Annotated in this window: 20 protein-coding genes and 1 pseudogene; 15 read left to right on the forward strand and 6 right to left on the reverse strand. The window is 57.6% G+C overall.

The features are described from left to right. The 11 genes from nifD to ACXWUF_RS10400 all read left to right on the forward strand — a co-directional run. On the forward strand, positions 1–1382 hold a 1382-nt coding region (gene nifD / locus ACXWUF_RS10350; protein WP_458494597.1), incomplete at its 5' end, for a nitrogenase molybdenum-iron protein alpha chain. A gap of 259 nt (positions 1383–1641) precedes the next feature. Continuing rightward, positions 1642–3213: a nitrogenase molybdenum-iron protein subunit beta gene (gene nifK, locus ACXWUF_RS10355; RefSeq protein WP_458494598.1), complete on the forward strand. Its 1572-nt coding sequence runs from the start codon at positions 1642–1644 to the stop codon at positions 3211–3213. 187 nt (positions 3214–3400) lie between these two features. Continuing rightward, positions 3401–3625, forward strand: a complete 225-nt coding sequence (gene nifT / locus ACXWUF_RS10360; RefSeq protein WP_458494599.1) for a putative nitrogen fixation protein NifT — start codon at positions 3401–3403, stop codon at positions 3623–3625. Between the two features lie 133 nt (positions 3626–3758). Next, complete coding sequence (locus ACXWUF_RS10365; protein ID WP_458494600.1) at positions 3759–4316, forward strand: hypothetical protein; 558 nt, start codon at positions 3759–3761, stop codon at positions 4314–4316. A 172-nt stretch (positions 4317–4488) separates the two neighbouring features. Next, positions 4489–5226 (forward strand): dinitrogenase iron-molybdenum cofactor biosynthesis protein, encoded by a 738-nt coding sequence (locus ACXWUF_RS10370; RefSeq protein WP_458494601.1) that lies wholly within the window; start codon positions 4489–4491, stop codon positions 5224–5226. Then, positions 5226–5498 (forward strand): DUF6129 family protein, encoded by a 273-nt coding sequence (locus ACXWUF_RS10375; protein ID WP_458494602.1) that lies wholly within the window; start codon positions 5226–5228, stop codon positions 5496–5498. Before ACXWUF_RS10370 ends, ACXWUF_RS10375 begins: the two co-directional genes overlap by 1 nt. Further along, on the forward strand, positions 5488–6483 hold the full coding sequence (locus ACXWUF_RS10380) for a hypothetical protein (RefSeq protein ID WP_458494603.1): 996 nt from the start codon (positions 5488–5490) through the stop codon (positions 6481–6483). The genes ACXWUF_RS10375 and ACXWUF_RS10380 overlap by 11 nt, the downstream gene beginning before the upstream one ends. 162 nt (positions 6484–6645) lie before the next feature. Further along, positions 6646–7209: a hypothetical protein gene (locus tag ACXWUF_RS10385; protein ID WP_458494604.1), complete on the forward strand. Its 564-nt coding sequence runs from the start codon at positions 6646–6648 to the stop codon at positions 7207–7209. Then, a complete protein-coding gene (locus ACXWUF_RS10390) occupies positions 7206–7499 on the forward strand; it encodes a hypothetical protein (protein ID WP_458494605.1) in 294 nt (97 codons plus the stop codon). Before ACXWUF_RS10385 ends, ACXWUF_RS10390 begins: the two co-directional genes overlap by 4 nt. 149 nt (positions 7500–7648) lie before the next feature. Further along, complete coding sequence (locus tag ACXWUF_RS10395; protein WP_458494606.1) at positions 7649–7867, forward strand: hypothetical protein; 219 nt, start codon at positions 7649–7651, stop codon at positions 7865–7867. A 137-nt stretch (positions 7868–8004) separates the two neighbouring features. Then, complete coding sequence (locus ACXWUF_RS10400; RefSeq protein ID WP_458494607.1) at positions 8005–8469, forward strand: nucleotidyl transferase AbiEii/AbiGii toxin family protein; 465 nt, start codon at positions 8005–8007, stop codon at positions 8467–8469. A gap of 123 nt (positions 8470–8592) precedes the next feature. On the opposite strand, the gene ACXWUF_RS10405 is transcribed toward ACXWUF_RS10400, so the two are convergent. The 4 genes and pseudogenes from ACXWUF_RS10405 to ACXWUF_RS10420 form a co-directional block, all read right to left on the reverse strand. Next, a complete protein-coding gene (locus ACXWUF_RS10405) occupies positions 8593–8817 on the reverse strand; it encodes a hypothetical protein (protein WP_458494608.1) in 225 nt (74 codons plus the stop codon). After that, complete coding sequence (locus ACXWUF_RS10410; protein WP_458494616.1) at positions 8801–8932, reverse strand: hypothetical protein; 132 nt, start codon at positions 8930–8932, stop codon at positions 8801–8803. Before ACXWUF_RS10410 ends, ACXWUF_RS10405 begins: the two co-directional genes overlap by 17 nt. Beyond that, positions 8933–9271 (reverse strand): annotated as a pseudogene (locus tag ACXWUF_RS10415) (DUF5615 family PIN-like protein). It abuts the gene before it with no gap. 3 nt (positions 9272–9274) lie between these two features. Beyond that, a complete protein-coding gene (locus tag ACXWUF_RS10420; protein ID WP_458494609.1) occupies positions 9275–9607 on the reverse strand; it encodes a DUF433 domain-containing protein in 333 nt (110 codons plus the stop codon). A 239-nt stretch (positions 9608–9846) separates the two neighbouring features. On the opposite strand from ACXWUF_RS10420, the gene ACXWUF_RS10425 reads away from it, so the two are divergent. From ACXWUF_RS10425 to ACXWUF_RS10435, 3 genes are read left to right on the forward strand one after another with little or no spacing between them, the layout of a single operon-like run. After that, the gene (locus ACXWUF_RS10425) at positions 9847–10095 is read left to right on the forward strand and encodes a hypothetical protein (RefSeq protein ID WP_458494610.1); all 249 of its coding nucleotides are present in this window, start codon (positions 9847–9849) and stop codon (positions 10093–10095) included. Between the two features lie 14 nt (positions 10096–10109). Further along, the gene (locus ACXWUF_RS10430; RefSeq protein ID WP_458494611.1) at positions 10110–10376 is read left to right on the forward strand and encodes a hypothetical protein; all 267 of its coding nucleotides are present in this window, start codon (positions 10110–10112) and stop codon (positions 10374–10376) included. Continuing rightward, positions 10373–10798, forward strand: coding sequence for a type II toxin-antitoxin system VapC family toxin (locus tag ACXWUF_RS10435; protein WP_458494612.1), 426 nt, complete (start codon positions 10373–10375; stop codon positions 10796–10798). Before ACXWUF_RS10430 ends, ACXWUF_RS10435 begins: the two co-directional genes overlap by 4 nt. 136 nt (positions 10799–10934) lie before the next feature. Here the strand turns inward: ACXWUF_RS10435 and ACXWUF_RS10440 are convergent, their stop codons facing one another. Further along, a complete protein-coding gene (locus ACXWUF_RS10440) occupies positions 10935–11354 on the reverse strand; it encodes a type II toxin-antitoxin system VapC family toxin (RefSeq protein ID WP_458494613.1) in 420 nt (139 codons plus the stop codon). A 5-nt stretch (positions 11355–11359) separates the two neighbouring features. After that, a complete protein-coding gene (locus ACXWUF_RS10445) occupies positions 11360–11602 on the reverse strand; it encodes a hypothetical protein (RefSeq protein ID WP_458494614.1) in 243 nt (80 codons plus the stop codon). Between the two features lie 315 nt (positions 11603–11917). Between ACXWUF_RS10445 and ACXWUF_RS10450 the strand changes: the two genes are divergently transcribed. Continuing rightward, on the forward strand, positions 11918–12099 hold a 182-nt coding region (locus tag ACXWUF_RS10450; RefSeq protein ID WP_458494615.1), incomplete at its 3' end, for a hypothetical protein.

Genomic DNA, 12099 nt, shown 5'->3' on the forward strand with positions numbered 1-12099 from the left:
ACCAATCCGTTACCAAGTCCAGCAAGTGCATTACGTCCAACCGTAAGTCGCTGCCGGGCGTCATGACCATCCGTGGTTGCGCCTACGCCGGTTCTCGCGGTGTGGTGTGGGGTCCGATCAAGGACATGATCCACATTTCTCACGGCCCGGTCGGTTGCGGTCAGTATTCGCGTGGCGGTCGCCGTAACTACTACATCGGCGTGACCGGCGTGAACACCTTCGTCACCCTGAACTTCACCTCGGATTTCCAGGAGAAGGACATCGTGTTCGGCGGCGACAAGAAGCTGGCGAAGATGATCAACGAGATCGAAGGCCTGTTTCCGCTGCACAAAGGCATCTCGGTGCAGTCCGAATGCCCCATCGGTCTGATCGGCGACGACATCGAAGCCGTGTCCAAGAAGGCCGCTAAGGAAATCGGCAAGCCGGTCGTGCCGGTGCGTTGCGAAGGTTTCCGGGGCGTGTCCCAGTCCTTAGGCCACCACATCGCCAACGACGCCATCCGTGACTACGTCATCGCCAACCGCGACGGCGACAACAGCTTCGAAACCACCCCCTACGATGTCGCCATCATCGGCGACTACAACATCGGCGGCGACATTTGGCCGTCCCGCATGTTGCTGGAAGAAATGGGCCTGCGCGTGGTGGCTCAGTGGTCCGGCGACGGCACCCTGGCCGAAATGGAGCTGACCCCCAAGGTCAAGCTGAACCTGGTTCACTGCTACCGCTCGATGAACTACATCTCTCGCCACATGGAAGAGAAGTACGGGATTCCGTGGATGGAGTACAACTTCTTCGGCCCCACCAAGATCGCCGAGGCCCTGCGCAAAATAGCCGCGTTCTTCGACGATTCGATCAAGGAGAAGGCCGAGCAGGTCATCGAGAAATACCGCGCCGAGTACGAGGCGGTCATCGCCAAATACCGTCCGCGCCTGGAAGGCAAGCGCGTCATGCTGTACATCGGCGGCCTGCGTCCGCGCCATGTCATCGGCGCGTATGAAGACCTCGGCATGGAAGTGGTCGGCACCGGCTACGAGTTCGCCCACAACGACGACTACGACCGCACCATTCAGGAAATGGGCAACGCGACCCTGCTCTACGATGACGTGACCGGCTACGAGTTCGAAGAATTCGTCAAGCGGGTCAAGCCCGACCTGATCGGCTCCGGCATCAAGGAAAAGTACATCTTCCAGAAGATGGGCATTCCGTTCCGCCAGATGCACTCCTGGGATTACTCCGGTCCTTACCACGGCTACGACGGCTTCGCCATCTTCGCCAAGGACATGGATTTGACCCTGAACAATCCGTGCTGGAACAAGATGCAACCGCCGTGGCGCAAAGGCGCGGCAGAGGCTGAGCCGGTGCGGGCGGCAGCGGGCGGTTAATCCAGCCTCTTATGGTTCCCACGCTCCGCGTGGGAACCCATCCGGCGACGCTCCCGCGTCGCGAGTCGGGACGTAGAGATACCCGACCCGGAGTGCCGATCTTGGTGGGCATGAGTCCATGTCCACCCCACGATTCCCGCGTCGGGAGTCGGGACGCCGGAGCGTCCAAGGCTGCATTCCCACGCTGAGCGTGGGAACGATATACCTAAACCCTGTTCGCGTTAGTTCACAGATTAGTGGCGCGCGAAGGAGAAAGACCATGAGCCAGGCAATAGACGACATCAAACCGAGCTACCCCTTGTTCCGCGAAGACGATTACAAGGCGATGCTCACCGAGAAGCGCGATTTGTACGAAGAGCGCCATCCGCAGGACAAGATCGACGAGGTCTTCCAGTGGACCACCACCAAGGAATACCAGGAACTCAACTTCAAGCGCGAAGCCCTGACCGTTGACCCGGCCAAGGCCTGCCAGCCGCTCGGCGCGGTGCTGTGTTCGCTGGGCTTCGAGAAGACCCTGCCCTATGTGCATGGCTCGCAAGGCTGCGTGGCGTACTTCCGCACCTACTTCAACCGCCACTTCAAAGAACCGATTTCATGCGTGTCCGACTCCATGACGGAAGACGCGGCTGTATTCGGCGGTCAGAAGAATATGTTCGACGGCCTCGCCAACGCCAAGGCGCTGTACAAGCCCGACATCATCGCGGTATCCACGACCTGCATGGCGGAAGTCATCGGCGACGACCTCAACGCCTTCATCAATAACGCGAAGAAGGAAGGGCACATCGAGCAGGAGTTCCCCACCCCGTTCGCCCACACCCCGAGCTTCGTCGGCAGCCACACCACCGGCTGGGACAACATGTTCGAGGGCATCGTCAAGTACTTCACCCTCAACAATATGGAGGGCAAGGAACCCGGCAAGAACGGCAAGATCAACCTGGTGCCGGGCTTCGAGACCTACTTGGGCAACTTCCGGGTTCTGCATCGGATGCTGAACGAGATGGGCGTGGACCACACCCTGCTGAGCGATCCGACCGAAGTGCTGGACACGCCTGCCGACGGCAAATTCCGCATGTATTCCGGCGGCACCACCCAGGACGAGATCAAGGACGCGCCCAACGCCATCACCACGTTCCTGCTGCAACCCTGGCAGTTGGAAAAGACCAAGAAGTACGTGGACAACACTTGGAAGCACGAGGTGCCCAAGCTGAACATCCCGATGGGTCTGGAGTGGACCGATGAGTTCCTGATGAAAGTCTCGGAAGTGACCGGCAAGCCGATCCCCGCGTCTTTAGAGCTGGAGCGTGGCCGCTTGGTGGATATGTTGACCGACTCCCATACCTGGCTGCATGGCAAACGCTACGCGCTGTGGGGCGATGCGGATTTCGTGATGGGCATGACCAAGTTCCTGCTGGAAGTGGGCGCCGAGCCGATCCATATCCTCTGCAACCACGCCAACAAGCGCTGGAAGAAGGCCATGGAGAAGATTCTGGAAGAGTCCCCGTATGGCAAGAACTCCACCGTCTATATCGGCTGCGACCTGTGGCACATGCGCTCGCTGGTGTTCACCGACAAGCCGGACTTCATGATCGGCAACAGCTATGGCAAGTGGATTCAGCGCGACACCCTGCACAAGGGCAAGGAGCATGAAGTGCCGCTGATCCGCATCGGCTTCCCGATCTTCGACCGCCACCACCTGCACCGGGACACCACCCTGGGTTATGAGGGTGCCATGCACATGCTGAAGCTGCTGGTGAACTCCGTCCTGGAACGCCTGGACGACGACACCCGGGGCATGGGCACCACCGACTACAACTACGACCTGATCCGCTAACCCCCCAACCCCCCTTGTCGGGGGGGCTTGTTCTCCCTCCTCATGCTCCTGATAAGGGGAGGTCGGGAGGGGTTATCTCCCGTAGGGTGGGCACGGTACGCCGTGCCCACCTTTGCGTGGGTCAGGATGCGGTGGGCATGAGCAATATACCCGCCCTACGAGCCTACGATTCACCCAGGAGTTCACAATGCCCGAAGTCATGCTGCGTCGCCGCGACGATAACAAAATTCTGTTCTACGTCGCCAAGAAAGACCTTGAAGAGGTCATTGAATCCCTGGAATTCGACAGCCCCGACAAATGGGGCGGCGAAGTGGTGCTGGGCGATGGCTCGCACTGGTACTTCGAGCCCATGGACATCCCGCCCAAGCTCCCCACGACCCTCCGCGCCAAGCGCGGCAGCGGCGGGGATTGATTGAGTAAGGATATGGCTTTCGCGGTAGGTCGGGCTTTAGCCCGACAGGGCGGACTGAAGTCCGACCTACAACTCTGGGAAGTAATTTTTTGCCAAATCCTAATTCTGCATACCGAATCAATGAGGTACCTCCATGTTACTGGACACTTACCAAGAAAAAGTCTGGCTCGTCAATGCCAATGTGAAAGGCAAAGAGGGCAAGTTTGAGGTCTACCGGGGTGACCTGGTGCTGGAAGAAGGGGAAGTGGCGGACGCCATGGGCCGCCGCTTGCCGCCGCACGTCATCAGCAAGGAAGCGGTGCTGCTGTCGGACGGCGAGAAACTGAAGTTCGTGGCTGGCTTCGTCGATGAGCTTGCCCAATTGAAGCTGTTCCCCAACCTGTACGGCGCCGACTTGGCCGAGGATGTGCTGGGCGTGTTCTTCGTCGCCAACCTCGCCGAACCCCTCCAGGCCACCCTGGAAGGCGTGAAGTACGTCCTGATCCCCCTGCAACGCGGGATGATCTGGAACGAACTCATAGAAGAGCTGCGCATGGAAAAGAGCGACTTCAAGGGCCAGGGCGCGGAAGAGAAAGTCGTCACCCTGTACGAAGCCTTCAAGGACTACAAGCCGAAATACCCGAGCGTGTCCTTCGAGGAAGCGCTGACCAAGACCGTCAACGAAAAGCGCGAGGTCTGGGGGGCGGTTTAAGCTTCCCGTCGCCTAATCATGTAGGATGGCTGGAGCTTCGCGGAACCCATCACGCCGTGCCACAGCGTTGCGATGGGTTCTGCGGCGCCACACCCATCCTATGGGTTCTTTTCTCTTCGTTCCCACACGGAGCGTGGGAACCACACAGTCACCCAAATCTGAGAGGTTCACCATGACCGCATCCGCACTTTCCCGAGAAGCCGCGCTGCGCGTGGGCCTGGCGGCGCGCGTGTTGCCCGACGTGAGTGCCAAGCAATTGCTGGAAACGCTCATCGACAAACTGGGCGCCCCGCTGACTGAGGAAAAACTCGCCCACGTCACCGTCACGCAGTTGAAATCCGGGCTCGGCAGCCCGGACGGCGAAGAAGACACCGAACACCTGGATGTGGTCTCGATCCCCAACTACAAGGAGGCCGTCCGCATCCTGTGGGGCGAGGTCGATGGCACCGACCTGCCGCCACCGGAAGCCTACACCGAGGGCGACATGCCCAGCTCGATCCGCGTCGCCATCGCCTCCAACAATGGCGAAATGATGGACGGCCACTTCGGCTCCTGCCTGCGTTTCCTGGTCTATCAGGTCAACAAGGACGAGCTGCGCTTGATCGACCTGCGCTCGACCCTGGGCGCCGACGAAACCGACGACCGCAACCAGTTCCGCGCCGATCTCATCAAGGACTGCCAAGTCATGTACGTGGTGTCCATCGGTGGCCCGGCGGCGGCGAAGGTCATCAAGGCGGGCGTCTACCCGATGAAGCTGGCCGGGGACGAACCCGCCCGCGAGGTCATCGCCAAGCTGCAAACCATCCTGAGCGGCCATCCGCCGCCCTGGCTCGCCAAGATCATGGGCGTTTCGGCCCGCGAACGGGTGCGTTTCGACGCCGATTCCGACGACACCTGGGACGACGAATAATGATTACCGCCGAAGACATCACCGCCATCGCCGGCGCCGTGGAGAAGCTCGGCCTGTCGGACCAAAGCCTCGTGGAACTTCGGGCGGGCCACCCGGATGTCCATTTCACCTACTGCATGGACGACGACATCGGCTCGTACTCGCCCCACCTGGAGCGGGAGTCGTTCAATATCTACCTGGTGGATGGCCGGGAGCACTGCCTCAAATTCACCACCGAATTGGCCCACGCCACCGGGGTGGTGTTGGCGGAGGTGATCCAGGATGACGGCTGAGCTCAAGACCAAACCGGTCGAGGCGGAGGAGCCGCCTCGCGCCCATTTCGACGGCTTGCTGCTGGGCAAGCTGTGTAAGGAAACCCTGGCCGGGGCAGGCGGCGACGAAGCCTTGGTGAACCGTCTGCAAAGGGCTTATCCCAACTTCCCGTTGCGGCTGGCCCGCCACGGCCATCACTGGTATCGGCTGGGCGGGGTCATCAAGCCGGATGGCACCCGCATCGCCCCCGACCTCAACGAATGGGCCGAGCGCACCCACATCGAATGCGGCCACAACTTCAACACCCTGCTGGATTATTGCGAGGAGGAGCAGTTCCTCGCCACCAAACACAAGGGCGTGACCGTCTATGTGGTGGCTCAGACCGGCCCGACGGCGCCGGATTTTGTGCAGATCGAAATCGACCGCACCCAAGAACTGGCTGACCGCTGCCTCGTCGATTCCGACCAACCGCCGACCGATTTGGAAGAACTGATTGACCCGCTGGAACCCTTGGCCGTGCAGCCCTTCGCTGTGGGGGCTGCCCGTTACACCTATCGGCGCAAAACCGAAGTGGCCATGTTCATGGGCGAACTCGGTAAGTACCGGGCTAATCCCCATCCCGCCCAACGTTTCATGGATGATTGGGATGCCAGCAGCGCCGCGAAAAAGAAGGTGTTCTGCGAGGATTGGAGCCTGCGCCTGTACCAGCACAAGGGCCGTCACGGCGAGCAAATCATGAACGTGGAGATCGTCAACAACCTCAAGGACATGCCCCGGCTGGAAAGCCCGGAAGCCAAGAAGGGCAAGGCACTGGCGACCATGATCGGGCGCATCGATAGTCAAGTTGGCTATCCCTTCGCGTGGTTCTTTTTGATGCTGAAAGGCTTCGTGTCGCCCCACATCGGCGAGGCCGTCTATCGGGACGTCAGCAAGGATTTCGCGTATTTACCCGAGAAGGACGCCACGATATTGAAGCGCTGGATCGCCGAGCCTTATTGCGTCTAAATCCACGGGCTATGCGGCCGCGGTTTTAATACCAAGAACGTGGGGCAGGCGTTTGTCTGTTCCGACGACGTTTTAAAGCGTCACTTTGAGCCGGTTTCAAGTTTCCACTTGGGACCGGCTTTTTTATTCCCCCGCGCCAGTCACGCGGTATTGTGGTGCTTGATGATGGCGGGTTTTGATAATAACCGTAGCCCGGCGGATATTGATGGAATCCGGGGCGGGGCGCGGCTTTCGGTTGGGCGGGATTCTGCGGCGTTTCAGCCAGTGGGAGGCGGTGGGGGGCGAAGCGCATCAAGTGCGGATGATGCGAGGCGGTTGCTTCGTCAGCGTATCTACGGTTCTGGGTTCCCCGGCCCGGCGGGCGTTTACGGCATCCGTGGCGAGGGCGTTTCATTCAAACTAGCCCAACTGCTATCATGCGGCATGATTTTTCCATCTTATGAGGATATGCCTATGCTCAAAATGGTCGGTGCCAGCGGTCAGCTTTCGCTGGGTAAGAAATATGCTGGTAAATACTTTGAACTCACCGAACAGGAAGACGGGAGCATTACCATGGTGCCTATGCGAATAATCCCGGAAGCCGAAGCTTGGTTGCACAAATCTGCCATGCAAGAACGGTTAACCCAAGCTACGCAATGGATGCAAGCCCATCCCCCCGCCGAAACCAATCTCGACGAGTTTCTCGCAGGGATTGAATCGCACCGCCAAACCAAGGATGCGTCATGAATGGGCGCGTCCTGCTCGATCTCAACTTACCTGCCTTGCAGGACGATCTTTTTGAGCTTGAAGCCAATGAATACCGCCAAGTGGCTAAAACGCTGAAGAAACTCCGCGCCATGACTTGGGACGAGGTTTACCGTGACCATGGTTTGAAGTGGGAAGCGGTAAAGAATTCTGCCGGAATATATACGTTGCGGCTGTCGCGTAGTAGCCGGGCTTTAGCCACCCGCGATGGGGATGTCATGCGGTTTATTGCGATTCGCTCCGACCACGATAGCGCCTATGGGAAGAAATAGCTTCGTAAACTACATGAGGACGGGGGTGGCTTTGGTTGGGCGGGATTCTGTGGCGTTTCAGCCAGTGGGGGGCGGTGGGGTGCGAACCGCATCTGCGGCCCTTGCTTGTAAGATATGGCGCAGTCCGAGTGACTTTCGAGGAAATAACCATGCTTTCATTTGCTGCCACTTATCAGGTTCCAGAAGACCGCACTTTGATGGTGAAACTGCCGGAACAAGTCCAACCCGGCGAACATGAAATCTTATTGGTGATTGACCGGCCCCAAGCGATTCCCGCGAAACCTTTGGCGCGGCGGCCCGGTAGCGCTAAAGGCCGGTTAATTATTCGGGGTGACGATGATGAGCATTTAACAGATTTTCGAGAGTAAGATGGACAGAAATCACACGATTTTAAGAAAACTCAATAATCATAGGAATGACGATTATATTCCGGGCACGCCGGAATATCGTCTTGGTTTGGTCTGGCCGCTAACGTTGGAAATTTCATCTTTAAGTGTGAAGCACGATGCTAAACGAAGATTACAAAGACATGTTACTCGCCTTAGCCGCAGAGAAAGCTAGATTCATGCTTGTCGGTGCTTATGCGCTGGCGGTTCACGGTTATCCACGCGCCACCATGGATATAGATATTTGGGTGATGCCATCGCCTCAGAATGCCGAAGCCGTGTTAAGGGCGTTGCATCGTTTCGGCGCGCCTTTGCACAAGCTTTCCAAGGAAGATTTGGAAATAGAGGGCACGATATTTCAGATTGGCGTTGCTCCAAGGCGGATAGATATTATCACTGCGGCCTCTGGACTTGATTTTGAAGCTACCTACGAGAATTCAATCCCGGTAGAAATCGAAGGGATTGAAATTCGTATCCCTTCGATTGACGATTTAATTATCAATAAACGGGCATCAGGAAGAACTAAAGATTTAGCCGATGTGGAGGCTTTGGAATTGCTTAAAAACTCGGATTTGGCGGAGTAACCGAGGTCAATCCAAGTTGGGCGGGATTCTGCGGCGTTTCAGCAAGTTAGGAGGCGGTGGGATGCGAAGCGCATCAAGCGCGGACGAGGCGGGTGCTTCGTCCGCGCATTCTACGGCCCTGTATTAAGCCGCTTTCTGGTGCTGCTGAATAATCTTCGATAATGCCCGCAGCGCTTCATTAACGGATTCCGCATCGGGGAATACTTCCGCCACGTCAGGCTCAAGCATGACCAGTTTCACCCCGTCCTGGTATTGCTTGGCATATTTCCCGCGAACGCCGCCCGTCATCTGGGAAAAATCATATTCCTCACGCAGTTCGTCGTTTAGCTCGTCATAGTCCGTGTTCATAGAAATTACGCTCTCGTTTGGTGGCCGGTCGGGCGCTGATGATTCGGATGGTTTTTCCGCGATAGGCATGGGCGATGACCAATACGCTGTCTTTGCTGGAAAGCCAAATGGTGATTTATGCCTGCCGATTGACCCGCACCAATTGCCCCGTCCAATCGTCTTCCGCCTCGATGGCCGCATGAATGCGCCGCGCCTGTTGGATGAAATCCACATCGAACGTGCAAACGATGATGCCCGCGTGATTCGGGTTGGCTCGATGCAGCCGGATGAAATCCTGGCGGTTCAAGGTCAAGACAATGCGGTTTTGTGCGGTGGCGAAGGCCAATACCTCGTCATCTGGAATGGCTTAGTTGGCGGCACCGACTTCCATGACCGTGAGTACGTCATGGCCCAAGCGGCGCAACTCCGCCACGGCGGGTTGGGGGAAATTCTCGTTGGAGTAGATGCGGGCCATGGCTTAGATGTCCTCGTTGGCCGCGATTTGCTGGTCGATTTCAGCGCGGTGGGCGCGGACGTAGCTCCAGGCTTGGGTTAAGTCTTCGGCGCGTAGGGTTGGGTAGGCCCGCAGTAAATCCACCTCGTTGGCACCGAGTCGGCGGGCTTGTTCCAGCGTCCAGACGGGTATGCGGGTCCGCACGATGCAGGCCGCGCCGCCACAGACGCCGGGGGCGCTGGCGATGCCGGGGAAGGCTTCGCCCAAGTCGTTGACGACCCATTGCAGCAGTTGGGCTTTTTCCGGGCGGCTGAGGCGGGCGAGGAGGGATTGGGCTTCTTGCAACGGGGTGGACATGGCGGCTCCATCGGTGGGCGTGGGGTTGGGTTCGCTGTAATCATCCCAAATTTCGGAGCGGGGCGGGGCTTTTGGTTGGGCAGGATGCGGCGGCGTTTCAGCCAGTGGGAGGCGGTGGGGTGTGAAGCGCATCAATTGCGGACGAGGCGGGTGCTTCGTCGGAGTATACTATGACCCTAACGATAATGGAGCATTTAGCGGATTTTCGAAATTGCTTTTAACGCATGAGGTAAGTATCTATGCAAGCCGTTATTAATTTACCAGATGAATTATTCATTCAAGCCAAAGCCGAAGCGGCATTGCGTGGCATTGAGTTTGAGGATTTGTTAGCGCAGAGTTTACTGGGGTTATTGAACCGGGCAAAGCCAGCCTCCGCCGAGCTTAAAGCCCCATTATCTTTGCATGAGGCGATGGCGGATTGTTGTGGTATTGCCAAGGATACGCCGCCTGATTATTCGAGTAATCCGGTTTGCCACTATCGATTTTAGCTAGGAGAAAACTCATGGCAACGATGACTTTAAGTATTCCAGACGAGATTGAACAGCGGTTCAGCCGGGTATTTGCCGATACAGATCCCAGTATTATCGTGGCTCGGTTAATGGCGGACGCAATTGCTCAGGAGGAGCGCCGTCACCAGAGTAACGAGGCGGTGCGGCGGGTTTTGGCTCGCCGTCGTTCGGCACCGCCGACGGCGTTATCTGAAATCTTGGAAATTCGCGATTCGGTGCGGGCGGAATCTGACGCGGGCAATGAACCGGGCCGGTTATGAAAACGTGGGTGGTTGATGCCAGTATGGCAGTGAAATGGTTTTTGCCGGATGCCCCGGACGAAACTGATATAGATCGTGCCTTGGCTTTGCTTGAGCTTGGCGCGACGGGACAGGCCCGTTTTATTCAGCCGCCGCATTGGGTGGCGGAAGTGGCCGCTGTGCTGGCCCGCCGGATTCCCGATACGGCGGCGGATAATGTGGCGGATTTGCGGTTGTTTGAGTTTGTTGAGGTCATCGACGAGGTGGCTGTGTTCCGCCGGGCGGTCGAGTTGTCGGTAAGTCTCGACCATCATTTGTTCGATACGCTTTATCATGCCTTGGCTTTGGCGCGGGGCACGACGTTGATAACCGCTGACCGCCGTTATTATGCGAAGGCGGCGGGGTTGGGCGGTATTGTGACGCTTGAGGATGGGGCGTTTTGATAATGCCGGAGCGGGGCGGGGCTTTGGGTTGGGCGGGAGGCGGCGGCGGTTCAGCCAGTGGGAGGCGGTGGGGTACAAGGCGCATCAGGCGCGGACGGCAGGCGCTTCGTCCGCGCATTTTACGGTCCCGGCTAAGTCAATGAATATCGGATCCAGCGCTAAGCAATATCTGCCGAAGCAGGTTTTCCGGGATATGGGTCATGTGGTCATCGCGATGCACTAAGCACGCCCCAGACGCGCGGGCGGACGCGGCAATCAGGGCGTCCACCAGCGGTAGCCGCTTGGGGGTTGCGCGGGCCAGATCGAAAGCGGCGAAGGCAATTTTCTCGTCCACCGCCACCACGTCATTGATGAGAAGCCGGTAATCCTCGGCGGTTTGGCGGGCTTCGGCATCGCTGGCCCCAAGCTCCCTTAACCGCCGGGCGAATTCCGTTAGCGTCACGCTGGCAATCAAAATCTTGGCGGCCTCATCATCGAAAATCGCTTGTACTTGTTGCCAACCGGCTTCGCGGCGGTAATGGGCAATCAGCGCGGAGGTATCGAACAGATAGATCATGCCGCTTAACCTTCCGATTCGCGCTCGGCGACGAGTCCGGCCACGCCGTCTTGTTCTGGCGAGAAGCGCTGCCCACGTCCGAGTAGCCGCCGGGCCAGTTCGCCGCGTCCCGGTATGACGCGGACCAGAATTTCATCCCGGCCTTCGACCGGGGACCAATCGAGCCGCCAGCCTGGCTGAATTCCAAACTTTCGGCTGACTTCATCCGGGATGGGGATCATGTTGGTCTGGGTGACGGTCGTTATCATGGTTAAGCACCTTGGGCTGTGTTGTAGCTGCCGATGGACTTTAGCAATTAGTCGCTAAAGCTGAAACCCCGGTTATTTGGGGCGGAGCTTTGGGTTGGGCGGGATGCGGCGGCGTTTCAGCCAGTGGGAGGCGGTGGGGCGTGAGGCGCATCAAGAGCGAACGAGTTGGTTGCTTTGTTAGGGCATTTACAGCCCTTTGCCGTCTTATCAGGTTTGCAAACCCATCGCCATGTTTGCATAATCATCATCCATTCTTGATTAAGACACAGCATTCCCCTTTTATCCTTTTCGCGAAAATTAAGGTGTAAATAATTTATGGATTATTATGATCTCGATGCTTTTAAGTCAGCATTAGAAGCAATTGAAAGTTTTTTCATAGAGTTTGCAGCTAAAGAAGCTGAAATTCTGACTTATGGAATGAAACGTGTGTCAACTTGGCAAAGTTATATGAATGCCGCTAGCTTGCTTCCTATTTTTGAGTCAAAAATTTATGAATT

Source organism: Methylomagnum sp. (genome assembly GCF_054333355.1).